The organism is Pseudomonas sp. CCC4.1 (assembly GCF_035019225.1).
Classification (GTDB): domain Bacteria; phylum Pseudomonadota; class Gammaproteobacteria; order Pseudomonadales; family Pseudomonadaceae; genus Aquipseudomonas; species Aquipseudomonas bubulae.
Genome location: NZ_JASJWL010000015.1, coordinates 1 through 23,360, shown reverse-complemented (window position 1 = coordinate 23,360; position 23,360 = coordinate 1). Strand labels below are relative to the sequence as shown.

The window sequence follows — 23,360 nt, the reverse complement described above, 5'->3', positions numbered from 1 at the left end:
AATGAAGATGAAGACACTGGCAAATGCGATTCAGAAGGGGGGGCAAGGGAAGACCATGACGACCTGCCACCTAGCGTTCGATGGTGCGCGCCGTGGCCTGCGCGTGGCTGTGATCGACCTCGATCCACAGGGCAACGCGAGCTACACCCTAGAGGCCCATGCGTGCGGCCTGTTCGCTAGCCAGATGTTTGATGATTCGCCAGACCTTGTGTTGTCATTTTTTGCCGACCGCGATAATTCGGGTATCACCCTGATTCACAATGATGATCGCTTGGCCAACATTGAAAAGCTTGACCTGGAAGATGCTGCAACGCTGTTGCGCACCCATGTTGAGGCGCTTTCGCAGTATTTCGATGTTTGCCTGATCGACACGCCGCCATTCCTCAGCAACGTAATGGCATCGGCACTGTTGAGCGCTGATTTTGTTATGTCTCCGGTGGAGCTGGAGCCATACAGCCTGCAGGGCATGGAAAAAATGGTGGCCGTCATTCAGAACCTGCGCGAAGCAAACCCGGCCCTGCAATTCCTCGGAATGCTGCCGAACCGCTACAACGTCAAGATTCCGCGTCACGTTGAAAACATGGCGATCTTGCGCGAGGCCTATGCCGACTTGGTAATGCCTTTTGACATCCGCCAACGTGACAGCATCGCTGAGGCATTGGGTAATCAAATTCCTGTGTGGGAAATCAAGAAAACCGCTGCGCGTGATGCGACAAAAGAGATTTGTGCAATGACTCAGTACGTGTTTGAAAAGATGGAGGTTATCCAATGAGCGCCAATACCGACAAGAAGCCCCAGGAAGCCGCTGTGACGCCGAAGAAGCCTGGCGGAATGGGATTGGGTGGTATGAAACTTTCGGGCCTCCTGAAGACTCAGGCGGCCGCTGAGGAAAGCGCTCTGAAGGAGCTGGACCTTACTCTGATTGACGAAGATCCCCATCAACCGCGGCTGGAAGACAATCCAGGCTTTCGCCCTGAAATGATTGCTGAAATCGGAGCGACCATTAAAGCTCGCGGTGTGAAGCAACCAATTTCGGTACGGGAGAACCCGGACAAGCCAGGACACTACATCATCAACGATGGAGCGCGGCGCTATCGTGGCTCCAAATGGGCACATAGGACGACCATCCGTGCAATCGTGGACAACGACTTTGTGCCTGATGACCAGGTGGTGGCGAACATCCAGCGCGAGGGTCACACGGCGCGAGAAATAGCCAAGCTCATTGACCAGCGTTTGGCGTCAGGCATGAAAAAAGGCGAGATTGCCAAACGCTGGGGCAAGTCGCCGGCATACATCACGCAACACGCAGCCTTACTCAATTTGCCCCCTGTAATCGCTCAGGCGTTCGATAGCGGCCGTATCGCTGACATTACCCTGGTGAACGAGCTGCTAACTGCCCACAAGGACAAGCCTCAAGAGGTAGCCGACTGGCTGGCAGACGAGAACCAGGAAATCACACGCGGTTCCGTCAAGCTGTTGCGGGAGTTTCTGGATGAGGGAACCGAGCGCGACCCTCATACCATCGACGCATTCAACGGCAAGACGGACGCCGAGCATGACGACGATGAAGGTGGAGAAGGCGGAGAGGATGGGGCCGGCGATGGCGGGAAGAAGACGCCGAAAGAAGCAGACCATACCAAGATCAAGAAGGCTATTGTCCAGGTCGAAATCAACGGCGACCTTTGCCGGCTGATCCAGACCAAGCGCCCAACTGAAACCGGCCTGGCCTGGTTTAAGAACGAGATCAGCGGCGAGGAATTCGAGGCTGATCTTACTACTGCAAAAATGGTTGCCCTGGTCGAAGGCTAAACATTTAAGGCGCGCGCCTGGCTCCAGGCGCTGCGCTCACAGCACCTTGCGGGGCTGTGAAACTTGCCATACGAGTTAATAAAATACCCATTGAAGTTAATATTCTTGCCAATTTTCTTGTCAATTTGATTGACGGGGCCGTCATAGCCGAATAATAATTATCTCAACGCATGAGGGGTCAGACCTTCGTGCCTACCTTCCGAGGCCCGCGATGCGCAAGCAAGCGGGCTTTCGTGTTTCTGAGGCAAGGAATCTGGTCACTATGACGCACTACGTCGCGTACCTGGACGAATTCGGGCACGTCGGCCAATACGTCTCTCGCAATCACCCGCAATACAAGACAAGCCCTGTCTTTGGCCTCGGTGGCCTCCTGCTCCCTGCCGATCAAGTGCGTGAATTCGCGATCTATTTCTACAAGCTGAAATGCCAATTACTGGCTTGGGATTTGGTGAATGACAACCCCAAAAACCTGCCTGCCTATCAGTGGGAAAAGAAGGGTTCGCAGCTCTATTCCCTCCGGAACGTCACGAAGTACCAAGTCCTTAGACGGTCAACCTTCCGCCTCCTGAATCACATCAAAAGCATAGGCGGGCACCTGTTCTATACCGGTGAACACAAGACAACAGATCCTATCGCCCATGATTCGACAGCGACTTTCAAACGTCAGTTGCTGCAATCGGTGCGCAAGATCGACCGCTTTTGCGCTCAGCAAGATTCGACCTTCATTCTGGTACTCGATGAACAAAAGGCCGGGAACGAATGGCGCGAGAAGAACGTAGAGGCCTGCACCCTGGCCATGTTCGAAGATGCCTCGGAAAAATGCCGGACAATGATCGAGCCACCGCTGCAAGGCGAAAGCTATCTCTTCCAGACACTCCAATGTGCCGACTGGATCTGCGGCTTGATCGGTCGATTAACAGCGATGGCGGTGTCTCCTGATGAATATCAGGACTGGGAACCCTTCGACAAATATTTCTCTGCTCGTATTGCTGAGGTTGCCATGCCGTGCAGCGGCCTGGAACATCAGAAAGCTGCTGAGATCCCAGCGGAAGAAGCCATGCCTGATGCTGAAGGTGCATTGGCGGGAGAATAGGGAACGAAAGACGCACCTGCCAAATTTCCGCCGTCAAAAGTCAAAAAAACCTATGCGCAATAATGACTTGCGGCATTAATATCCTGTAAATAAATCTATTTATCGAATAAAGAGTGGCTAGAATGATTCCAACGATATAAAAATCGGAGGATTCGGGGCCGCTGGCCCCGACACATTTTTTTAGTTATCGCAGCAGCGATTAACGGAGCGATAAATGAAGCAGCGTCTACTTGTGATGAACGGACAGAAGCTCGTTCAGGATGAGAAAGCGCCTGGTAAGTGGGAAACCGTGAATGTGGAGAAAGCTGGAGCGTTGAAGCCGTCCATCTACAACATTTACTTGTCCCAGCAGGCCGACAAAACGGCTGCGCACAGTGGCGTGATCCTACACGCCGACAAGGAAAGTATTTACCAACAAAGCGGACGCGATTTTGTGCAGCATAAGCGCTCAGATTTCGATAAAGTACCTGAAATTGGTAGCGCAAAAACCATCACCTATAGCGCGGAGTCCGGTCGCGCCCAGGTTGATACCCCGACGCAAACGCAGAGCAGGGGGGTGAGGCGCTAATTTTAGCCGCTAAAATGGAGTGTCCTTATGAATGCTGTTAACGACAAGACGCATAAGTCCGTAAAGCCCCTGTCGGACGTTCCAGCCAAACTGGCAGGAACAATAGTTTCAGAGGCTGACGCCCTGCAACAGCAAGCAGAAGACGCCCATGGCGAGCAACAGGCGCTGTTAGAGGCATCTCCTTTGGAGTCTCAATACGCGGCCGCCCTGGAGGCCCAGGTGGAGGCCAAGCACGACCAGGTGGAGCGCATCGAGGTTCGTTTGGAAGGAGTCATTGAGCAGCAGGAAGCAAAGCTCCATCAGATTGAGGCCAAGCAGCCAGGCATCCTGTCGATGCCCAGCACCAGGGCGAATTGGCAGTGTCAGATCCAGCAGCAGCAAGCGCTTTTACAGCGCCTTCACGGGCGCCTTGAAGGCGTGAGAGAGATCAAAGACGGCATGGGGCTTCACGGCCCCCGCGTAGAGGAACTGGCGGCCCGAAAGCTGCGCCATGCTGAACCGGAGTTGGCTGAGGGTTGGGATGAAATGCGCGCAGCGCAGCGCGCCCATGAAGCCCTCATGCGCAAGAAGGATCAAGAAAAGCGGATCAAGGTCGAGCGTGAGCAGTCTGCAACGGTAGGGCGGGGCCAGACTCAATCACTCAATTTGAATCGCTCGGTCAGTTGACGGGAAGTCAAAAAAAACGCCGGCCCAGGGGCCGGCGTTTTTGTATCTGGCCACTGGCCAGCTAGTGCAGCGAAGACCAGACAACCAGGAGCGCAGCGGCCAGAGTTATCACGGACGCTGCGACGTTGAGAACAACCAGGTTTCGCGCAGTTTGCGCGGGAGCCTCAGCCCTGCGCAATGCCTTGTCGAATTCGGCTTGCATGGTCTTTGCCGCCTCACTCGCGCTTGCCTTCATGAGACTTGCCATCGCTTCCTTGCTGGCCGTCAGGGAGGCGTTCAGGATGCGCTCAGCCTTCTCCTTTGCGTCATTCCCCCACTGGTAGGCAATCCCCTCCAGCTCGCTTTTGAACTGTTCAAGCTGCTCCTCTTGAGCCTTGGCACCCTCGGCTAAAAGCCGGTTGTTCAGGGTGAACAGGATCATGATCGGATCATCCTTGCCTACAAAAATGCCGTGGACGCGAAAGATTTCTTGCCGGAGGCTTTCCAGGTCGTCGGCCATCAGAGTACCCCCGCAGTCTCCAGTTGGCCGAATAGCTGGGTGCGGATCAATTTCAGGCGTTGGCGGTTCATAACCGTGAGTTCAGGGTTTGCCAGTGCCTGGTCAAAGGTGACGCGATCCTGGAGCGTTCTGCTGAGGTCTTGACCGAACGTGTCAGGGTCAAGGTTTGGGACGTGGACAATAGAGGTGATGCGCGCCTTGTTGTCCTTATAAGCCTTCATTTGCTCAAAGGGCTTACCTTCATGCTCAATTGCCCCCCAAAACGGATTGAGCCAAACAACAAACTCAGCTTCTTGAGGGAACTGGCTCGCAAGTTGGCCAAGGCCGGAAACCGTATCAAATAGAGCCTGCCCGCCAGTAACGACCGTGTGAATGATGAGGTCGTGCCCCATATCCTTTATCAGCGCTGGCACCTGGTTACTGATGAGGTAGTGGGTCAGTGGTACGAAGGAAGACGAGCCGTTATCAATGATGATGTCACGGTCAGTCGTGGCGATTGTCTCGATCAGATTATCGAAGTTCCGAGGGTTAATTTGCTTCTGATCGTTCATGATTTCAAGGCGCTGCACGTTAAGCGCCTCATAACCGGCAAACGTCGCATTCACAGGGTCGGTGTCAATGCACGTCACTTCGCGGTTACTGAACGAGTAAAACTGCGCCAAGGCCGAGCAGCCAAACGACTTGCCTACACCGCCTTTGCCCTGGAGCATCATGTGGATTTTTGCCATTACAGATAGTCCTCTTTGTTAGGTTTTGCATCGAAGTTAAAGCCAGTCGGTGCCGGTGGTTTGACTGGATTTGCTTTCGCTGCAGGAGTGCGCGGAGTGGCCGGCACAGTCTCTTTCTCGTTGCTGGCCTGGCTTCCAGGGCGTGCTTCCTCGGCTAGAGCTTTCGGTGCCGCGCCTTGCTTGGATTCCAGGATCAAGCTGTTCACATAGTTACGGAAAGCCTGGTAACTGAACGTCACCTTTCCTTCCTCATGTAGCGTTTCCCATATCGTCTTGATCGGCCATCGGTCATCAAGGGCCTGAATAATCTCGCCTTTCAGCGCGAGAAAAGCCCCCCGGTTCTGCGCTCCTACCGTGGCTTTCTTATTGCGCATCCGGTCAGCGATCCGCTCTGACAGATTCTTAGCCATAGTCTTTTCGCGTTCCTCTAGCGTTCTTTTACCGTTGTTTTTCCATAATTCTGCCGTTCCTTTCTGTCACACACCGTTGTTTTACCGTGCTTTGCGCTCGATTGCGAGCTGAAAACATCGTTTATACCGAAAAAAACGGTACGAGAACGGCGCCGTGCATGGTATTGTTTTGGAGTATCAACGGCGATAAGCCGGGCAAGACAGGTGAAGTAGGCCCACCCGTAAACGGGCGGCTCCTCCTTCACTTCCCCTTATTCGCACTTCGTGCTCAACGGGGTGTCTTGCTCTGCGAGGCGCCGGCTACCGCCGACAGAAGCGAGAAGCGAGAAGCGTGAAGCAAATGCCAAAGCAACAACCATCAGATCAAAAGACCGTGACGCGGAAAGGCAGCCCACCTTTGAAGGTGTATTGCCTGCCGAGCGAGAGGGATCAAATAACAGCGAATGCGCAAGCGGTCGGACTGACGGTTTCGACCTACCTGCTGCGCGTCGGAGCGGGCTACGAAATCAAAAGCACGCTTGATAGCCAGCTTGTAGCCGAGCTGGCAAAAGTGAATGCCGACCTTGGCCGACTCGGTGGCTTGCTCAAGTTGTGGCTGACTGACGACAAGAAATTGGCCGTTGTCGGTAACGCCTGGACGCAGGGCACGGTTCGCGCGTTATTGAAACGTCTGGAAGACACCCAAGCAGCCATGCTTGAGACGGTGCGCCGGATATGAATTTTTTAGCCGCTAAAATCGCGCGAGTGTTTTCGTGATTTCCCGGAAAATGCCAATGAACGAAGCGCGCCTTAGCAGCTTCGGGAACTTGGTGAAATACATCTCCAATTCCCAGGAGAAGCAAGAGCGTGTTGGTGAGATTCGCCTCACTAACTTTCAGAACGAAACGCTGGAATGGGCTGTAGCTGAGGCGCTGGCTGTTCAGCAATGCAACCAACGCGCCGAAGGCGACAAGACCTATCACCTGCTGATTTCCTTCGCTCCTGGCGAACAGCCATCGGCCGAAGTTCTTCGCGATATTGAAGACCGCATGTGTGCGGCTATTGGCTTCGGAGAACATCAGCGGGTCAGTGCCGTGCATCACGACACTGACAATCTCCATATCCATATCGCGATCAATAAAATCCACCCCGAGCGGTACACAATCCATGAGCCATATCGGGACTACAAAGTTCGTAGCGATATGTGCGCTGTTCTTGAGCGTGAACACGGATTGCAGCTAACCAACCAGAAAGGCCGAAAGCGCGGCAGTGAAAACGGCGCTGACGATATGGAGCAGCACGCCGGTATCGAAAGTTTGTTGGGCTGGATCAAGCGTGAATGCGCAGACCAACTGACTCAGGCCCATACCTGGAATGACTTGCATGAAGTTATGCGCAAGAACGGTCTGGAGTTGCAAGAGCGCGGCAACGGTCTGGTAATCACGGATGGCAGCGGAGTAGGGGTAAAGGCCAGTTCCGTTTCCCGAAATCTGTCAAAGCCGAGCCTTGAAAAGCGTCTAGGGGCATTTGAAGGGGACACCAAAAAGAAGGCGTCCGCAAAGCGCGGCCCGGGTTTGCATAACCGTAAAGCTCCCCCTGTTGTGGCGGTAGGTGGTAAGCCACCTCCCATGCGTAAAGGTCGGCTTAGCACTCTGTCGCAACTGGGGGCAATCGAGGGCGAGCCTGGCAAGCGTTACGAAGGGCGGCCGATTCATAGTGCTGGCAGTACGGCGACAACCGAGCTGTATGCCCGCTATAAGGCCGAGCAGGGTATCAAGGTTCATGCTCGCGCCACGGCGTGGGGTGCCGCAAAGAATCGCAAGGACAAGGCTGTGGAGGCCGCCAAGGGCACCGGGCGACTCAAGCGCGCAGCGATAAAAATGCTCAGCGGCCCCGGCGTCAACAAAAAGCTCTTATACGCCCTGGTCAGCAAAGCCCTTCATGCCGAGATCCAGAAAGCCAATACCCAGTACCTGGCCGAGCGGCAATCTATCCACGGAGAGTTTTCAAAAAGAGCATGGGCTGATTGGCTCCAGGCAAAGGCCACGGAAGGGGATCAGCAGGCGCTGAAGGCACTTCGCGCGCGCAAACCTGCCAAGCCCCGCGCCGGCGACACCGTTGCCGGTAGTGGCCCTGCACGGCGCTCAAGTCCTATGCCTTTAAAGGTGGACAGCGTTACCAAAGACGGCACGGTAATTCACCGCTTTGCTGGCTCTGCCATTCGAGACGATGGCGAAGCGCTCCAGGTGGCGCGCGGCTCTAATCGCGCTGGGTTGGAGGCCGTATTGCGCATGGCTGTTCACCGTTACGGCCAGAACATCGCCGTCAACGGCAGTGATGAATTCAAAGAGAAGATTGCCCGTGTCGCGGCGACTTCAAACCTCAACATCACCTTCAATGACGCTGCGCTGGAAGCGCGGTGCCAAGAGCTGGTGCGTTTAACAAGTAAGGAGAGCGGCAATGACCGATCAAGTAGACCAAACCGAAGTGCCGATGAGCGAAGAAGATCAGCTAGCAGCAGTGATGGCGGATCTAGAACAAAGCGTGGCGGAAGAACCGCCAGAACCGGAGTTCGACGAGGACCAGGACAAACAAATAAGTCCGGTCTTGGAGGGGTTGGACCCAAGCCGCCGGCCTTGTCCGGGAACGGTCTGCGAGAGCTGTCCCAACTCGGTGTGGTTCGCCTCCCCGAAAGAAGTGAAGTGCTATTGCCGCGTGATGTTCCTCATAGCGTGCAGCACGAAGGAGCCGAACATGCTGGAGGCATGCGACGGGGTGTTTCTGGGGCAGGAAGAAGGGTAGGGAAAAACCCGCGTGGCCCTGGTGCAACCAACAAGCCTGGCGTTATCCCGGTCGGTGGCTTGCCACCGGCCATGTTGCGAGGACGGTTGCAGCCTATGTCCAAGATTCGCGAGCTGCCCGTAGATGGCCCTATCAGCGTTCCAGGAATGCCACGGCCACCGATGCCAAAGCCTGCGCCTGAGATAACCATGCCGGCTCAGCCGAAGTCAGCAGCGGATAAATACATTGCGGAACGCACCTCAAAACGGGCTAAAGGATTCGATATACCGAATCACAGGCGTTATACTCAGGACGATAAAGGCGCCGCTTTGTTTGCCGGAACCCGGCAAATAGAAGGGGAAACCCTGGCTCTTTTGAAGCGCGACGAAGAAATCATTGTGTTGCCAGTCGATGCGGCCACCGCCCGCCGTATCAAGCGTTATTCGTTGGGTGATGCAGTCACCTTGAATGACAAGGGCGCAGTTACGAAGAAAGGAAGGAGCAGATGAGTAAAGCCAATAATGCGGTTGGGCCGCAAACCAGAGGCAAGAAGCCAGGGAAAAGTAAGGTTGTACCCGCCCTTGGCCTTGCAAGTTTTGTCGCCGGATCGGCGGCCGCTACCCAATTTTTTGCATGGAAATTTGAGTACCAAGCGATTCTTGGTGCGAACTACAACCACCTGTATGCGCCTTGGGCGATTTTTGATTGGTGGCACAAGTGGAACGGCATTTATCCCGATGCGCTGACCGCAGCCGGCAGTGTCGGCACGCTGGTCGCGGCCGGGGGGTTGATCGTCACCGCAGCCGCAAAGGTAATCGCCTCAAACTCATCCAAAGCTAACGAACACCTACACGGTTCGGCTCGCTGGGCTGACAAAAAGGACATTGAGGACGCTAGTTTATTGGGCAACGATGGCCGCGATGGTGGCGTCTATGTTGGAGCCTGGCGTGACAAGTCCGGCAAGCTCCAGTATCTGCGTCACAACGGCCCTGAACACGTCCTATGCTATGCCCCGACTCGTTCGGGTAAAGGTGTCGGCCTGGTTGTTCCGACACTCCTTTCATGGCCCCACAGTTGCGTTGTCACTGACCTTAAAGGCGAACTATGGGCCATGACGGCCGGCTGGCGAAAGGAACATGCCGGCAACAAGGTTATTCGATTTGAGCCGGCGAGCCTGACTGGTTGCGCATACTGGAACCCGCTTGATGAAATTCGCCTTGAAACCGAGTACGAGGTTGGCGACGTTCAAAACTTGGCAACCCTCATTGTCGATCCAGACGGCAAGGGCCTTGAATCTCACTGGCAGAAAACATCGCAAGTCCTCCTGGTCGGCATGATTCTGCACGTTCTGTACAAGGCAAAGCACGAAGGCACCCCGGCTACGCTTCCCTACGTCGATACCATGCTTGCCGATCCCAACAGGGACGTTGGCGAACTATGGATGGAAATGACGCAGTACAGTCACGTCAATGGCGAGAATCATCCGGTCATTGGATCGGCTGGACGCGACATGATGGATAGGCCGGAAGAAGAAGCCGGCTCGGTTCTGTCTACCGCGAAATCGTATCTGGCCCTTTATCGTGATCCAGTTGTAGCGCGTAACGTCAGCAAGTCGCAGTGGCGCATCAAAGACTTGATGAACCATGACAGCCCGGTAAGCCTGTACATTGTTACCCAACCAAACGACAAGGCTCGGTTGCGGCCACTGGTGCGCGTCTTGGTCAACATGATTGTTCGCTTGCTTGCAGACAAAATGGAATTTGAGCGCGTCAAGGCAGAAATGCCGGCCTGGCCTCGCTTCCTAGATCGACTGGGATTCAAACAGCAGGCCCTTTCCTACGTTCGTTCCAAGAAGAATTACAAACATCGCCTGCTTGGCATGATTGACGAATTCCCAAGCCTCGGGAAGCTGGAAATCCTGCAAGAGTCGCTGGCTTTCGTTGCTGGTTACGGGATCAAGTTCTATCTGATTTGCCAGGATATTAACCAGCTCAAGAGCCGCGAAACAGGCTACGGCCCTGACGAAACGATTACCTCAAACTGCCACGTACAGAATGCCTATCCACCCAACCGGATCGAAACCGCACAGCACCTTTCCAAGCTGACCGGCGTTACTACGGTCGTGAAGGAGCAAATCACTACCAGCGGCAAGCGCGCTGGTGTGTTCATGGGGCAAGTATCCAGGACGATGCAAGAAGTCCAGCGGCCCTTGCTGACCGATGATGAATGCTTGCGCATGCCTGGGCCTAAAAAAGACTCGGAAGGCCAGATTACCCAGGCGGGGGATATGGTCGTTTACGTCGCAGGCTTCCCGGCCATTTATGGCGAACAGCCTTTGTACTTCCAAGACCCGACATTTACCGCACGCGCGGCCGTCGAGGAACCAAAGGACACCGACAGGCTGCGCCTGCAAAACGAACCAACGGCTAAGGAGGCCATTGCCATATGACTATGCGCAAGGGCCTTCGGATTGTCGCAGGTATCACCCTCGCTGCAAGTATTGGCGTGGGGGGAGTCGCAGGCGGCATTTACGCAGCAGGTGGTCGATTCAATACGAGTAAGAGCCTAGAGCTTGGCTTGTACTGGATTACTGACGCGCCAATCACTAAAGGCGCTTATGTGATGTTCTGCCCGCCAGAGCGGAAAGTCTTTGTGGACGCCAAAGAGCGGGGATATATCGACGCCGGTTTTTGCCCTGGAAACTTCGGCCACCTGATGAAGAAAATTTTAGCTGCTAAAGGCGACACCATCGCGGTGACACCGCAGGGCGTGACGGTCAACGGTGAAGTCCTTCCCTACAGCAAACCTGTAGCCGAAGACGGTGTAGGCCGTCCACTGCCACAGCTTTCCTCGGCGCGTTACACGCTTGGCGCCTCAGAGCTTTTGCTTATGTCAGATAGCAGCCCTACATCCTTCGATGGCCGTTATTTCGGCCCGATTACTCGCAGCCAGGTCACGTCGGTGATTCGGCCTGTACTGACCTGGAAAGGAGAATGACCCTATGCGTCTATTCATCGCAGAGAAACCATCCGTAGCAAAAGCAATCGCCGCCGAGTTGGGCCAGACCGGAAAGGGCAGGGGCTACATCGAGTGCGGTTCTGACATAGTGACCTGGTTTTTCGGGCACATGCTGGAGCAGGCCGACCCCGATACTTACACTGCCGCAGACGCACCGCGCGCGGAGAATGGGAAAAAAATCTGGCGTATCGAAGACCTGCCAATTATCCCGGAAGAATGGCAATACAACCCGCGCGACGACGCCCAGGAGCAATTGGACATTGTTGCCAAGCTCTACGCAAAAGCCGATCAAGTTGTTCATGCCGGCGACCCGGACAGGGAAGGGCAACTGCTTGTCGATCAGCCGGTAAGACTGCTGTTCGGCAACAACAAACCAGTGATGCGTTATTGGTGCAGTGCGCTTGATTCAGTGTCCGTGCGCCGGGGCCTGGACTCCCTCAAAGACAACAAGGCATATGCGGGCTTCGCAGATGCAGCGGAAGCGCGCGGACGCGCTGACTGGCTGATTGGGATGAACCTTAGTCGTGCATTCACGCTGCGCGCGATCCGAGGCGGCTCGCGGGCACTGCTGACAGTCGGTCGAGTACAAACACCGACCTTGAATTTGGTTGTTATGCGTGACCGTCTGATTGAAGGCTTCAAGGCGATTCCGTTTCACGGAATCCGTGCAGCCTTCAAGCACGAAGGCGGTCAGTTTCTGGCCGACTGGAGGCCGCGCGAAGATCAGGAAGGTTTGGACGAAGAAGGTCGCTTGACCAATACCGCCGTAGCAGATGCCCTGGTCAAATCGTTGTCCGGACAGACCGGCAAAATCACAAGCTACAAGCAAGAGCCGAAGACGAAAGCACAGCCAAAATCACTGTCGCTTACAGACGTTACCGTTCTGGCGTCCAAACACTTTGGCTACAGCGCCGCTACAGTTTTGGCCACCTGCCAGTCGTTGTATGAAACTCACAAGCTCACGTCCTACCCGCGTACTGATTGCGCCTATTTGCCCGAGTCGCAATTTGCTGATGCGCCGGCCATCCTGGCAGCGCTCAAAGGTGTAGTGCCAGAGCTGGAAAGTCTGATTGACGGGGCCAACCCAAAAATCAAATCCAAGACCTGGAACGACGCAAAAATCACTGCGCACCACGGCATCATTCCAACCGTTCAGGCAGGTGATGCGGCTAAGCTCAGCAGTGAAGAACGAGCCATTCATAACCTCATCGTTCGTTACTACTTGGCTCAGTTTTACCCCGTCCATGAGTATCTAAATACCGCTGTCGAGCTGGACGTTTCCGGCGAACAGTTTTTTGCTCACGGTAACGTGGTAACAAAAAACGGCTGGAAAGACGCTTTCGGCGTTGACGCTTCTAACGACTCCGAGGAAGGCGAAGGCGATGGCGAAGACGCCGGGTCGCAAAGCCTGCCGAGTATGAAAACTGGCGATCAGACCGCTTGCCTCAAAGCTATGCGCCGCGACTCCAAGACCAAGCCACCGGCCCGATTCACCGAAGGCTCTTTGACCCAGGCGATGGAGAACATCCACAAGTACGTGGACGACAAAGAGCATAAAAAAATGCTCCGCGACGGTGACGGCATTGGCACCTCAGCTACTCGCGCTTCAATCATCGAAGAATTGAAACGCCGCAACTTCCTGGCCGACAAGGGCAAGGCCCTGGTCAGTACCGAGCTGGGCCGCAGCATGATCGACGCTTTGCCAGAAGTTGTGAAAAGCCCAGTGCTGACCGCGATGTATGAGCGCATGTTGCTCGCCATCGAGCAGGGCGGCGGTGATATGCAGGCATTCATGGATAAGCAAGAAACGCTTATCCGCGACCAGGTAGCTAAAGCCAACCAGGGCGCAGTAAAGATCGCCGGAGCCAAGCAGGCGCCGAAAGTCTCCACCATTTACAAATGCAGCCAATGCCAGAAGGGTTTGATTCGCCGCGATGGCAAGAAGCCCAACACTCATTTTTGGGCGTGCAGCGGGTACCCAACTTGCACCGCTAGCTATCCCGATTTCAAAGGCAAACCGAATCTGGCCAAGGCAAACATCGCCAAGCCCTCCGTTGCGAAAGGAGCATGACCATGAGTGACCAAAATGAAGCACTTAACGAAAAGCTGACCGACGCAATGGTGCCTGGTTTTGAGGTCGAGTTTGACCCCGACGAAGCCGACCAGGCCGGCAGTTTCACGGAAGACGCCTTGAGCGTCGAGGACGCCGCGGACAGCAGCGGCGACCAATAACGGAGGCGACATTCAATGACGTTATCCGTCGATGATGCCAAGGCGTTAGTAATTGAGTTCTGCGCTACCTACCCGGTAGCGTCCACAATTAGCTACAAGCTCAGAGCAACCCAGGAGGAACTTTATGGACCGCAAGCCGCAGGAGAAGCCGTTGGAGGAATCCTCGGTTCATTTCGTCCCGGAAGCCGACAAGCAGACTTCGCCACTTCCAATTTTCGTAACGAAGACGAGTTTAAAGAAACTCTTAGGCACGAAGTCCTTGGACACTTTGGGATCAACACCTTCAACCCCGCCGAAAAGCGAGCAGTCCTAGACGGGATTATCGAGTCCCGCAATGAACCTGGCATGTCCGAACTTTGGGCCGAAGTAGCTCAGCTCTATCCAGAGGCTGACGACTCGCTTAAAGCCGAGGAAGTGTTTGCCTTTGCGTGTGAAGCCATCGAGCCGCAGACACGCGGCAATGTCATCGAGGGCACCCGATCTTTTCGCGAAACCTGCATCGAGCGCTCGCGCCCGATGCAGATCCGCGACCTAATCAACGTCACCACGATGGTTGCCGAAGGGATGCGCGACCGCAGCCGGTCGCAACAAAATTTCCCCGAATCAGATCATGCCCAGTTCAAGCGGGAACAGACCATGGACGCTAAAAAACCTTTCCACGAAGTCGTGGCCGAAAAGCTGATCGAGCAGCTAAAGCAAGGCACGGCCCCTTGGCAGATGCCCTGGAAGGCCGGAGACGGAGGCGGCATGATGCCCTTCAACCCTACTACCGGCAAACGGTACAAGGGTATCAACGCCATTCATTTGCTTTCTCAGGGCCGCGACGATCAGCGCTGGTTGACGTTCAACCAAGCCAAAGCAGCCGGCGCCCAAGTACGCAAGGGCGAAAAAAGCACATCCATCCAGTATTGGAAGTTTGAAGAAGAACAAACCAAGCGCGACGAGAACAACAAGCCAGTGCTGGACGGTAAGGGCGATCCGGTCAAGGTTCGCGTGCGCCTGGAGCGGCCGAAAATGTTCATGGCGAACGTCTTCAACGCAGAACAGATCGACGGCTTACCTCTTTATCAAAAACCAGTCCAGACATGGAATGCCCTGGAGCGTGCAGAGACGATCCTGCAAGCCTCCGGGGCTGATATTCGGCACGGTGGCGATAGGGCGTATTACAGGCCATCTACTGACAACATTCAGTTGCCAGACAAGGCCCAATTCCCCAGCGCCGATAACTACTACGCAACGGCGCTTCATGAGCTGGGCCACTGGACGGGCCACGGCTCGCGCCTTGATCGGGACTTGTCACATCCGTTCGGGTCGGAAGGGTACGCCAAAGAAGAATTGCGCGCTGAAATCGCAAGCATGATCCTTGGTGACGAGCTGGGCATAGGGCATGACCCAGGCCAGCACGTATCCTATGTTCAGTCCTGGATTAAGGCTCTGCAGAACGATCCGCTGGAGATTTTCCGCGCGGCCTCTGACGCAGAAAAAATCCAGACCTTTGTTCTCGGCCTGGAGCAGCAGCAGATCCAGGAGCAGGGCCAAACGCAACAACCTCACAGGCTCCAGGATGAGCCGGACGAGCAGGGGGCAAGCATGCAGATCCCAACACAACCAGAGCGCCCTAACATTCAAGCTGAGGATTGGGCGTTGCGTGCCATCGAGCGCGCAGACCTTGACCAAGTAGCACGGCGAATGACTGACGATCAGTTGCAAGTCTTTGACCAGGTGCTGGCCGCCATGCACCCGCTGGCCAACGACAATGCTTTTTGGGCGCGGCGCGAAGAAGCGATGGAGGCGATGTTTAATGACGTGGACACCGTTGCCGAACAAATCCAGCGTGCGCAAGAAATTATTGCCGATGAACAGCGCCGCCGTGTTGATGTAGCGAAGCGTGACCAGGTGCAGGAAAGCGTCAATGTTGCGCCTGAGCCAATGCCGCTAAACCCTAACGAGCAGATGGTTGCGACCGCACTGCGCAATGTACTCAGCGAGCCGGAACCTGAATTAAAGGCAAGCTTTGGGCGCCTGCTTGGCGTCACCAGTGGGCAAGCGTTGGGTTACGAGTTGCCGGGTGATTGGTCGGGTGAAACTCAGGTCGTGGGAATTGCTACAGATCCTGACAAGGAAGGCGTTCACATGGTTGAAGGCGATGAATCGCCGGAGTTTTACGGCCTGTATGCCCGCGACCAGGAAGGCAAGGCCGTTTGGTTGGCTGATTACGAAACCCAGGAAGAAGCACAAGATCAGGCCGACCGACTGGCAGCGATCAATAGCCATGCCCAGGTTGAGGAAAATGCTATCGACCGCCTGGCTTTATCGGCTAAAGCGGAGTTCACACAAGAGCGCTCAGAAACCCCGCAGACTGCATCCAAGCCTAAAGCCACTCGTGAGTACCTGGCAGTTCCCTACGGTGAAAGAGCTGCTGCAAAGGCAGCTGGAGCGGCTTGGGATAATGCTGCGAAGTCCTGGTATGTAGGCCCTAATGGAGATACTGCCGCCTTGGCTCGTTGGAAGCCCGAATTCGTCAGGCCGGCCCTGGATCTTCGCGAGGAATTTGCCGACGCTCTGCGTTCGGTTGGCCTGATCGTGAGTGGCGATCATCCAATCATGGACGGTAAGAAACATCGGGTACCAGTTGAAGGCGGCAAGGCGGGGGCCACAGATGGTTTCTATGTGGGTCATACCGATGGACATCCAGCCGGCTCGATCATCAATAACAAAACGCAAATTGAAATCAAATGGAAAAGCAAAGGCTACACGCTCACTGATGAGCAGAAGGCCGCCTTGCATGCCGAGGCTGCGAACAAGCTACAAGCCCGGGAAGCCTCAATACTCAAAACGCATGAAGCCGTGGCAGCGAAAGTAACTCGCAGCATGGAAAGCCTGGTGCCCGTGGTCGAGCTGACCCCGTACATGAGTGCAAAAGGAATCCAGCCCTTGTCTGGCGTCCTAACCGACAAAGCCGGCAAAGAAACAGTGATTCCGGCAATAGACGAAAACGGCAAGCAGTGGACAGCCCAATACATCCAGAAGGACGGCACCAAGCGCTTTGCCAAGGATGGTCGGAAGGAGGGGTGTTTTCACCCGTTGGGTGGCCTCGATGCGCTTGCAGCGGCACCGGTTATCGTCATTGCCGAAGGCTATGCAACAGCAAGCACACTGGCTTCCAGCCTCGGCCATGCAACCGTGGCCGCTTTCGACTCCGGCAACCTGCCGGCCGTGGCGAAAGCATTGCACGCGAAATTCCCAGATAAGCCGATCGTCATCGCCGGCGACGACGATCGGCACCAGGTCATGACCCACGGTACTAATGCTGGTCGAACGAAAGCGGTAGAAGCGGCCAAGGCAGTAGGAGGGAAAGCCATATTCCCTACCTTCGCACCTGGAGAGGTTGTTTACCCCGACACGCTGCCTGCAATCACCCCCCAGGCTTATCGCAAGCACACGCAAGCCGCTGGAGAACTCAAGACGTTGATTAGCCAAGATGGCCCTTCGGCCGGCGATCCTGCGCAATCTGAGCGAGCTGCGGAGTTGAAGGCAGAAATGCTCAGTGATGCGCAGCTTGCAGCCCTGGACAAAATGAAACGGCTTACTGACTTCAACGACCTTGCAACAAAAAGCTCACTCGAGCGCGAGGGGTTGGAACGCCAAGTGAACAACGCCGTTGCCAAGGTCATCGAGCAGCACCAGGTCAAGGTACAGCAGCCCATCCAGGAGCGCGTCCAAGGCATCGAGGAAAAGCAGCAAACCCGTCGCGTCATTAGCCGCTAGGAGGCGTCGTGAGCGACGGAACACAAGTGTCACAAGACGAAAAGGAGATACATATGAAGCACGGAGAAAGTGGCGGCCCCGAGCCGTTGACGTTCACCCATAACGGTGAACCAGCCACGATCAACCTGGAGCGCTTCCAGCAGCAGCCGCAGGGCAGTGCTACGAAGTGTCTTATGCGCGCGGTGTTGGCAAGGTGAAGGGGGAGCTGTCGCAGGAGGAAGGCGCAAAACTTCAGAACAGGAAGGTGAACAAAATTTGATGTAGGGGAGGCCGCAGAATTCGGAAAAAATCGTACGCTAAACCACTGGGCTTAAGTGTGTCCCCTGTTCCGGTGCTCCCTATTCGCGGCTTTGGAGCAATAGACCCAAAAACCAACGTAGGCCTGCCGTGTGCCTGAGAACCGCACGATGCCGATGGTGATGACAGGCAGCAATCGGCCCAGAGTGTGTAAAAACGCTTCGTCAAAATTGAAGTTTGCGCGTCTATGCGAAATCTGAAAATGATCGGCTGCTCAGCCGATCTGGATTTTGCGTAGAAACGCGATTTTCAGTCCAACACTGGGCTCCAATCGCGCGGAAAACCTTTTTACACAGCCTCGGCCAAGAGCAGTCGTCGGCTTTCCAGTCACGGGCATTCCGACAGCACGTGCTCAAGGGGGAGTGGCGAGCGAAGAGCCGAAGACGCTTCGCTACCTCTTAAGGGCTTTGAGGGTGGAGGTGTATCTACGAGCAGACATCACAAAGGGTGGTCCGCGCAATGTGTACCTGACACATGCTCGATGCCTTGCGGCCCTGGATGGCTGGATCGCGGTTCGCTTGCGACGACGCTGGGGCTTTTCCGGCGCTGACGAATACCGGGGCCTGCGCCCAGGTTCAAAGCTGGTTACCACACACAAGGACCAAGCCTTTGAGCTGGCATTCAAGCACCGCGAGTTGGACAGTGGGTCGGAGGTGTACCGGGCCTGTGATTCACTCCAGCAGGCGATCAGCCGGCTCTACCGGCAGGCCGGTATTAAGCAGGGGTCATCGCACAGCGGCAGGCGCTCACTCGCGGCAAAGGTGTTGGCCGCGACAGGCGACGTTGAGACCGTACAAACCATTCTTGGCCATTCCAGTTCGATCACAGCAAGCCGTATCTGAGCGTTGACCAGCTTGTTATCCGTAGGGCATTTGAGCTTGCGCTGTAGACGACTATCGCTAGCGTTAGAGTCTGGCGCCTGATTGGGGGCATTCACTTTCGCGATATTTTTTAAGCGAATAGTCTTGTGGACCCAATCCTCATCCTATCGCTTTCCAATAAACGAGCCGCCAAATAGATGGCTTTTGGCCGCATGGCTGATTAACATCGGGATGCCTCGCCTGCTTGCTGGTGCAGCCGCCTCACAGCACTGAACCAAGTTTGACAGACGCCAGCCATCTCTCTTCGGAGGTTGCTGTCCGGGTCGCGACCAAGATCGCCGTTAAGGCTTCGCGGTCTCCCGAAGGTAAAGGGCACCGCTCGACTGCTGCGTCAATAACCGTAACTCTGTCTGTACGTTGGGGTCACCAGACGGTTAGCAGCTTTATTTTCAGCGCGGTGTTCGATGTTCAGCCGCACGGCGCGCGCTTGACCGCGAAACCCAAAAAGGTACGATTTGCACCTTGGCGGGGCCTTCGGAGGACAATATGCGGTCGTGCAAAAACGTGCCAACCTGGCGCATGGCGCGAGCTTAACCGCGAGGCCCAAAAAGCTACGATTTATCGTATTTTGACGGAATCTTTGGGGGTAATCATGCGTTTATGCAAAAACGTGCCAGCTTGGCGCTCGCCGCATCACGGAGTTTCGTGACTGCGATCAGCCTCGCCTGCTTGCTGGTGCAGCCGCCTCACAGCACTGAACCAAGTTTGACAGACGCCAGCCATCTCTCTTCGGAGGTTGCTGTCCGGGTCGCGACCAAGATCGCCGTTAAGGCTTCGCGGTCTCCCGAAGGTTGAAGGTCCCCTGTAGCAGTTGGGTGAGAGTTCACTGGTGTCTCCCAACAAACAAGGAGTTTTTGTGGCCTCGTCGCTTTACCGTAGGATCTACAGCGGGGATTCGTTGTATTCGGCCTGGAGGAAGGTCAAAGAAAGCGCCTTTTCTTCATCATCCGAAACTATCCGAAACGAAGCCAAGGATTTCGAGAGCCAACTCCCCAAGTCGCTTTCCGACATCCAGCGCGCGCTATCCAAGAAGACCTTTACCTTCCAAAAGCAGACCGGCGTGGCAAAAACCAAAGCCAACGGAAATTCTCGCCCGATTGTGCTTTCACCTATACCCAACCGGATCGTCCAGCGGGCTCTACTCGACGCCTTATCCCGTATTAAGTTCGTGAAAGAAGCGCTGGCTACCCCTACGAGCTATGGGGGCATAAAAAACAAACGGGTCTCGATGGCGATAGCCGACGCCAAAGCAGCCATTGCCAAAGGAGCCGCCTACCATATCAGGTCAGATATCGCCGAGTTCTTCACTAGAATTGACAAGTCCCGTGTGATGAGACTCGTGGCCCCTCACATCAAATGCCCAGACACAGTTGCTTTATTTCAAGCAGCTATCACCACAGAGCTTGCGAACATTGACGTGCTTCGGCGACAGGGTCTCGATGAGATTTTCCCCATTGGGGTGGAGGGTGTAGCCCAGGGATCTCCCCTGTCGCCACTCATAGCCAATTTGTACCTCCACGACTTCGACAAAACCATCAACGATGGTGAGGTCACTTGCCTTCGGTACATCGATGACTTCCTGATCCTCGGGAAGGACATGGGCTGTGTGGACCGTGCTTTTAGCAAAGCACAGACTGAGCTCAAAAAGCTCTCACTTGAAGCATACCGGCCCTTAGCAACAAGCGACAAAGCTTCAAGGGGCCTTACAGCTAAAGGATTCGATTTCTTGGGCTGCTTCGTTTCGGCAGGATTGGTCCAGCCATCTACAGCTACGAGGGAGCGATTCAAGAAACGGATCAAATCTGATTTAGACGCATCGATACGCATGATGAAATTCAGTGTCGAAGCTGGAGATATATCCCCAAAGGGGTCCTACTCTGGCGCGCTACAGAATCTCGACCGAGTAATCCTGGGTTGGGGAAAGGCCTTTTCCTTCTGCAGCAATGGCCAGTGGATAAAGAGCCTGGATGACTACATCACAAGTACATTGGCGCAGTATGAAATAGAGAAAGCGAATCTCTTTCAAAAAACAAATGGCACGGCTCAGCGTAGGATGTTGGGGGTAAGGCTGCTTGCAGCGGTCCACTCGGAGCGCCCTGAGCCAGCGCAGGGCATTTGAAATTGCCTAATGCAGGGCCGTAAATCTCACCGGTGACAACATCCTTGGCATGAGCTTGCGGCTTTGCAGCGTGATTTGCAGCGTCAGGTCTAGGAAAATCGACCCCGCTGAACTACGCGTGCGATTAAAGTGTTGGCAAAGTCGCACGTGCAGAGCCAATCAAATGACATGGCCGAGCCACAGCCCCGCATGCTCAGCCTGCGAGCTAAACGGATGTACGCACAAGAGACCATTAACCTTGCGCTGGCCTATCCGTACCTTGCTCCAATATTGGACGAGTATGTTTTTACTCCGTACTGGCATGCCGATCTGAAGGCCCAGATCGTTATCTTTTCAACATCTCTGATCCACCTTGGCCTGCGGAAGCTATACCCGGACGCCATAGCGCACGCCATTTTCCTCGCGCTTAAGTATGACTTCGCTTTGGGGCTGGAAGACGACCAACTCATCGAGATCGTGACACTGGATGATTGTGTAGCCAATGTGCTCCTTCTCGAATACGCAAAGCGGAATGCTCGAAAAAAAGTGATAAAAGCTGTCACCGCTCGAGCAAACGAGCTTGAGCAAGCTGATCCGCGTGAAAAGGACAGGCACTGGCTGCTGATCTATCAAGTATGGTCAGAAAAGGATCTGAAAGGTAACGGGCAAGGCTTCCTGGCGGAACTAAAGGGCATGGGGTTCCAATTTTTCTCGCGGCCGCAGCTGCCTCAAGAAACGGCAGTTGGCGATATGGAAGGTGGGGTTGCACCTGCAGAGATAGCAGCCAATCCGATCAAAGCGAAGGATGAAGCATGAACGAAGCTGACATGAATCGGTCATTGCAGCATCACATCGGTCGGTAACGAACGTTCCGTGAAACACGGATTACCCTGTACTGAGTGACCCATACTTCACGGAAAACGCTGTACGCGTCAAAACCCTTATTTTTTCCAAAGCAAGGGTCAGCACAAGCGGATTTACGATGGATCAGGGACCAAGTCAGCGCTCGGTTGTGCTTCGCGCTTTTCGGCCAAGCAACGGTCAACCGCGTCCTTGATTGGAGTTTCGCCGTCTTTCACAGACTGCATGTACATAACTGCAGCTGCTGCTTGCAGGAGTGATTGGGCGGAGTTTGGATTACTCATATCCTTTACCATTTCCTGCACAATGTCATTTTCGGTAATGCCGTTGCTCTCGGCGCGACCAAGAGCTTTGAACTCTTTTCTCGCACGTGTCTGTTGGGTTTCAAGCGGATTTTTCATTGTTTTTTAGCTCTTTGATGATCAGGTCTCCGAATTGAGACCTGATCTATAGACATAAAGGATGGCGTGATGATTTTCAATGATTGGCTTAGGAATCAAGTAGCATTGACATTGCCGGCAAATGCCGGCAATGTTCGCGTATCCAAAGCCGGCATTTGCCGGCAATCCTCTTAGGTACGGGAACATGTCAACAGAGTACAAGCCAACACTACGTTTCAATGCACTTGAAACGCAGCGTATCCAGTTTGCCGCCATCAATGCAGGGATGAAAACTGCTGAGTGGATGCGCAAGCTCATCCTCGATCACGCCCCGCAGTTGACCATTGCTGACCCATTAGCCGTGCGCGTGGCCGGCTTTGAAGAACGGTTTGGCTGGAACCTCATTCACTACTCCGATGCGCTGGCCCATGCGGGGGCTCACCAGGTGGACGTCAGCGATATTGCGGGCTACATGGCACGCTACACGACGATTGTGGACGAGGAGGAGTGGATCGACGGTGAAAAGCTTCCGGGCGTGCGAGCTGGTGATGTGACCAGTGTAGAAGGTCGTGCTGTTGATCTCTGTCGGGCGATCAACCTCGCCCACATACACGCCCTGCTTGCGAATGAGGGAGCGTCGGCCAGTTGAAGTTTGCTGAAAGCCATTCGATCGACCCAACCAGTTAACGGAAAGTCCCTAGGAACGCCAGAGCCCCGCCGATTGCGGGGCCTAGGGCGTAAGAGGGCAGCATTCACTCCCTATTAATCATTTTCAGTGAGGTAGCACGATGCGGGCGTTTGAAGAAATCGTTACTGAGTTCTTTCAAGGTTGGGACCAAAAACACGTCAGCGAGCCTGCTCTTGGAGTTTTACGCGAGCTGGCGAAAGATGGGCGCTTTGATGAAATGACTGCCCTGCTGGTCGCCTGCGTTGATCGGCACGGGCGCGTTGCAATGGGCTTTGTGTTGACTCATGTGCCAGGGGTTCTGCTCAACAGTTACATCTATGGAAAGGCCGAAGCGTCTGCGCCGATTGTTGAGGAATATTGGCGCGTCGAAGATGTAGCCACCACGATCAGAAATGCGGCACTGAAGCACGGTAAATTATCTGTGGTCGTTCCGAAGATCATCAGTGACCTTCGCGAAATGGCCGCACCGAGCCGCTAACCTCAAATAGATCGGAAAAGTCGCTGCACCCACAAGCCCGCCGCCGAGCGGTCTTAGCCCGTATAAGAGGGGCACTTTTGCCCACGGGATCGAGCAGGAATATCTATGAACGCCTTTAGGCAAGTG

Annotated in this window: 21 protein-coding genes and 1 pseudogene; 18 read left to right on the top strand and 4 right to left on the bottom strand. The window is 54.9% G+C overall.

The window, feature by feature from the left end; translation table 11 throughout:
- Position 1 precedes the first annotated feature (1 nt).
- The 5 genes from QN377_RS08680 (at position 2) to QN377_RS08660 (ending at position 4,136) form a co-directional block, all read left to right on the top strand.
- Positions 2 to 772, top strand: coding sequence for a ParA family protein (locus QN377_RS08680; RefSeq protein WP_238939195.1), 771 nt, complete (start codon positions 2 to 4; stop codon positions 770 to 772).
- Positions 769 to 1,809, top strand: a complete 1,041-nt coding sequence (locus QN377_RS08675; RefSeq protein ID WP_120266787.1) for a ParB/RepB/Spo0J family partition protein — start codon at positions 769 to 771, stop codon at positions 1,807 to 1,809. Before QN377_RS08680 ends, QN377_RS08675 begins: the two co-directional genes overlap by 4 nt.
- 262 nt (positions 1,810 to 2,071) lie before the next feature.
- Positions 2,072 to 2,902 (top strand): DUF3800 domain-containing protein, encoded by an 831-nt coding sequence (locus QN377_RS08670; RefSeq protein ID WP_120266788.1) that lies wholly within the window; start codon positions 2,072 to 2,074, stop codon positions 2,900 to 2,902.
- A 214-nt stretch (positions 2,903 to 3,116) separates the two neighbouring features.
- A complete protein-coding gene (locus tag QN377_RS08665) occupies positions 3,117 to 3,470 on the top strand; it encodes a KfrB domain-containing protein (RefSeq protein WP_120266789.1) in 354 nt (117 codons plus the stop codon).
- Positions 3,471 to 3,497: 27 nt separating this feature from the next.
- Positions 3,498 to 4,136, top strand: a complete 639-nt coding sequence (locus tag QN377_RS08660; protein ID WP_203327743.1) for an IncP plasmid survival protein KfrC family protein — start codon at positions 3,498 to 3,500, stop codon at positions 4,134 to 4,136.
- 61 nt (positions 4,137 to 4,197) lie between these two features.
- Here QN377_RS08660 and QN377_RS08655 read toward each other — a convergent pair whose 3' ends face one another.
- Genes QN377_RS08655 through QN377_RS08645 form a run of 3 tightly spaced genes read right to left on the bottom strand, consistent with a single transcriptional unit; the run spans position 4,198 to position 5,773 of the window.
- Positions 4,198 to 4,635: a conjugal transfer protein TraM gene (locus QN377_RS08655; RefSeq protein ID WP_203327742.1), complete on the bottom strand. Its 438-nt coding sequence runs from the start codon at positions 4,633 to 4,635 to the stop codon at positions 4,198 to 4,200.
- Entirely contained in the window at positions 4,635 to 5,363 is a 729-nt protein-coding gene (locus tag QN377_RS08650; protein ID WP_120266791.1) for a conjugal transfer protein TraL, read from the bottom strand. The genes QN377_RS08655 and QN377_RS08650 overlap by 1 nt, the downstream gene beginning before the upstream one ends.
- On the bottom strand, positions 5,363 to 5,773 hold the full coding sequence (locus QN377_RS08645; protein WP_120266792.1) for a TraK family protein: 411 nt from the start codon (positions 5,771 to 5,773) through the stop codon (positions 5,363 to 5,365). Before QN377_RS08645 ends, QN377_RS08650 begins: the two co-directional genes overlap by 1 nt.
- 340 nt (positions 5,774 to 6,113) lie before the next feature.
- On the opposite strand from QN377_RS08645, the gene traJ reads away from it, so the two are divergent.
- The 11 genes and pseudogenes from traJ to QN377_RS08590 all read left to right on the top strand — a co-directional run bounded on the left by traJ (position 6,114) and on the right by QN377_RS08590 (position 21,643).
- On the top strand, positions 6,114 to 6,491 hold the full coding sequence (gene traJ / locus QN377_RS08640) for a conjugal transfer transcriptional regulator TraJ (protein WP_120266793.1): 378 nt from the start codon (positions 6,114 to 6,116) through the stop codon (positions 6,489 to 6,491).
- 49 nt (positions 6,492 to 6,540) lie between these two features.
- Complete coding sequence (traI, locus tag QN377_RS08635) at positions 6,541 to 9,042, top strand: TraI/MobA(P) family conjugative relaxase (RefSeq protein WP_322214172.1); 2,502 nt, start codon at positions 6,541 to 6,543, stop codon at positions 9,040 to 9,042.
- Complete coding sequence (locus QN377_RS08630; RefSeq protein WP_120266795.1) at positions 9,039 to 10,982, top strand: type IV secretory system conjugative DNA transfer family protein; 1,944 nt, start codon at positions 9,039 to 9,041, stop codon at positions 10,980 to 10,982. Before traI ends, QN377_RS08630 begins: the two co-directional genes overlap by 4 nt.
- Positions 10,979 to 11,530 (top strand): conjugative transfer signal peptidase TraF, encoded by a 552-nt coding sequence (gene traF / locus QN377_RS08625; protein WP_238939193.1) that lies wholly within the window; start codon positions 10,979 to 10,981, stop codon positions 11,528 to 11,530. Before QN377_RS08630 ends, traF begins: the two co-directional genes overlap by 4 nt.
- Positions 11,531 to 11,534: 4 nt before the next feature.
- Positions 11,535 to 13,622 (top strand): DNA topoisomerase 3, encoded by a 2,088-nt coding sequence (locus QN377_RS08620; protein WP_120266796.1) that lies wholly within the window; start codon positions 11,535 to 11,537, stop codon positions 13,620 to 13,622.
- 2 nt (positions 13,623 to 13,624) lie between these two features.
- Positions 13,625 to 13,783 carry a hypothetical protein gene (locus QN377_RS08615; RefSeq protein ID WP_162939414.1) on the top strand — a complete coding sequence of 53 codons (159 nt, stop codon included), beginning with the start codon at positions 13,625 to 13,627 and terminating at the stop codon, positions 13,781 to 13,783.
- A gap of 15 nt (positions 13,784 to 13,798) precedes the next feature.
- Entirely contained in the window at positions 13,799 to 17,551 is a 3,753-nt protein-coding gene (locus QN377_RS08610) for a zincin-like metallopeptidase domain-containing protein (RefSeq protein ID WP_203327740.1), read from the top strand.
- Between the two features lie 53 nt (positions 17,552 to 17,604).
- Positions 17,605 to 17,748, top strand: a complete 144-nt coding sequence (locus tag QN377_RS08605; RefSeq protein WP_162939418.1) for a hypothetical protein — start codon at positions 17,605 to 17,607, stop codon at positions 17,746 to 17,748.
- Between the two features lie 504 nt (positions 17,749 to 18,252).
- Positions 18,253 to 18,737: pseudogene (locus tag QN377_RS08600) on the top strand (tyrosine-type recombinase/integrase); the annotation flags it as partial.
- A gap of 848 nt (positions 18,738 to 19,585) precedes the next feature.
- Positions 19,586 to 20,848, top strand: a complete 1,263-nt coding sequence (locus QN377_RS08595) for a reverse transcriptase domain-containing protein (RefSeq protein ID WP_203327760.1) — start codon at positions 19,586 to 19,588, stop codon at positions 20,846 to 20,848.
- Positions 20,849 to 21,016: 168 nt separating this feature from the next.
- The gene (locus tag QN377_RS08590; protein WP_203327759.1) at positions 21,017 to 21,643 is read left to right on the top strand and encodes a hypothetical protein; all 627 of its coding nucleotides are present in this window, start codon (positions 21,017 to 21,019) and stop codon (positions 21,641 to 21,643) included.
- Between the two features lie 161 nt (positions 21,644 to 21,804).
- Here the strand turns inward: QN377_RS08590 and QN377_RS08585 are convergent, their stop codons facing one another.
- The gene (locus QN377_RS08585; RefSeq protein WP_203327758.1) at positions 21,805 to 22,089 is read right to left on the bottom strand and encodes a hypothetical protein; all 285 of its coding nucleotides are present in this window, start codon (positions 22,087 to 22,089) and stop codon (positions 21,805 to 21,807) included.
- 184 nt (positions 22,090 to 22,273) lie between these two features.
- On the opposite strand from QN377_RS08585, the gene QN377_RS08580 reads away from it, so the two are divergent.
- Together QN377_RS08580 and QN377_RS08575 are read left to right on the top strand one after the other, a co-directional pair.
- A complete protein-coding gene (locus tag QN377_RS08580) occupies positions 22,274 to 22,717 on the top strand; it encodes a hypothetical protein (protein ID WP_203327757.1) in 444 nt (147 codons plus the stop codon).
- A 139-nt stretch (positions 22,718 to 22,856) separates the two neighbouring features.
- Positions 22,857 to 23,234 carry a hypothetical protein gene (locus tag QN377_RS08575; protein ID WP_203327756.1) on the top strand — a complete coding sequence of 126 codons (378 nt, stop codon included), beginning with the start codon at positions 22,857 to 22,859 and terminating at the stop codon, positions 23,232 to 23,234.
- The last annotated feature ends 126 nt before the right edge of the window (positions 23,235 to 23,360 follow it).

What these genes read in the sequence shown, in the direction of transcription:
- QN377_RS08615 (WP_162939414.1), top strand. Translation starts at nt 13,625, where the DNA reads ATGAGTGACCAAAATGAAGCACTTAACGAAAAGCTGACCGACGCAATG.
- traJ (WP_120266793.1), top strand. Translation starts at nt 6,114, where the DNA reads ATGCCAAAGCAACAACCATCAGATCAAAAGACCGTGACGCGGAAAGGC.
- QN377_RS08585 (WP_203327758.1), bottom strand. Translation starts at nt 22,089, where the DNA reads ATGAAAAATCCGCTTGAAACCCAACAGACACGTGCGAGAAAAGAGTTC.
- QN377_RS08645 (WP_120266792.1), bottom strand. Translation starts at nt 5,773, where the DNA reads ATGGCTAAGAATCTGTCAGAGCGGATCGCTGACCGGATGCGCAATAAG.
- QN377_RS08630 (WP_120266795.1), top strand. Translation starts at nt 9,039, where the DNA reads ATGAGTAAAGCCAATAATGCGGTTGGGCCGCAAACCAGAGGCAAGAAG.
- QN377_RS08655 (WP_203327742.1), bottom strand. Translation starts at nt 4,635, where the DNA reads ATGGCCGACGACCTGGAAAGCCTCCGGCAAGAAATCTTTCGCGTCCAC.
- QN377_RS08590 (WP_203327759.1), top strand. Translation starts at nt 21,017, where the DNA reads ATGGCCGAGCCACAGCCCCGCATGCTCAGCCTGCGAGCTAAACGGATG.
- QN377_RS08605 (WP_162939418.1), top strand. Translation starts at nt 17,605, where the DNA reads ATGAAGCACGGAGAAAGTGGCGGCCCCGAGCCGTTGACGTTCACCCAT.
- QN377_RS08580 (WP_203327757.1), top strand. Translation starts at nt 22,274, where the DNA reads ATGTCAACAGAGTACAAGCCAACACTACGTTTCAATGCACTTGAAACG.
- QN377_RS08620 (WP_120266796.1), top strand. Translation starts at nt 11,535, where the DNA reads ATGCGTCTATTCATCGCAGAGAAACCATCCGTAGCAAAAGCAATCGCC.
- QN377_RS08675 (WP_120266787.1), top strand. Translation starts at nt 769, where the DNA reads ATGAGCGCCAATACCGACAAGAAGCCCCAGGAAGCCGCTGTGACGCCG.
- traI (WP_322214172.1), top strand. Translation starts at nt 6,541, where the DNA reads ATGCCAATGAACGAAGCGCGCCTTAGCAGCTTCGGGAACTTGGTGAAA.
- QN377_RS08665 (WP_120266789.1), top strand. Translation starts at nt 3,117, where the DNA reads ATGAAGCAGCGTCTACTTGTGATGAACGGACAGAAGCTCGTTCAGGAT.
- traF (WP_238939193.1), top strand. Translation starts at nt 10,979, where the DNA reads ATGACTATGCGCAAGGGCCTTCGGATTGTCGCAGGTATCACCCTCGCT.
- QN377_RS08610 (WP_203327740.1), top strand. Translation starts at nt 13,799, where the DNA reads ATGACGTTATCCGTCGATGATGCCAAGGCGTTAGTAATTGAGTTCTGC.
- QN377_RS08680 (WP_238939195.1), top strand. Translation starts at nt 2, where the DNA reads ATGAAGATGAAGACACTGGCAAATGCGATTCAGAAGGGGGGGCAAGGG.
- QN377_RS08650 (WP_120266791.1), bottom strand. Translation starts at nt 5,363, where the DNA reads ATGGCAAAAATCCACATGATGCTCCAGGGCAAAGGCGGTGTAGGCAAG.
- QN377_RS08660 (WP_203327743.1), top strand. Translation starts at nt 3,498, where the DNA reads ATGAATGCTGTTAACGACAAGACGCATAAGTCCGTAAAGCCCCTGTCG.
- QN377_RS08670 (WP_120266788.1), top strand. Translation starts at nt 2,072, where the DNA reads ATGACGCACTACGTCGCGTACCTGGACGAATTCGGGCACGTCGGCCAA.
- QN377_RS08575 (WP_203327756.1), top strand. Translation starts at nt 22,857, where the DNA reads ATGCGGGCGTTTGAAGAAATCGTTACTGAGTTCTTTCAAGGTTGGGAC.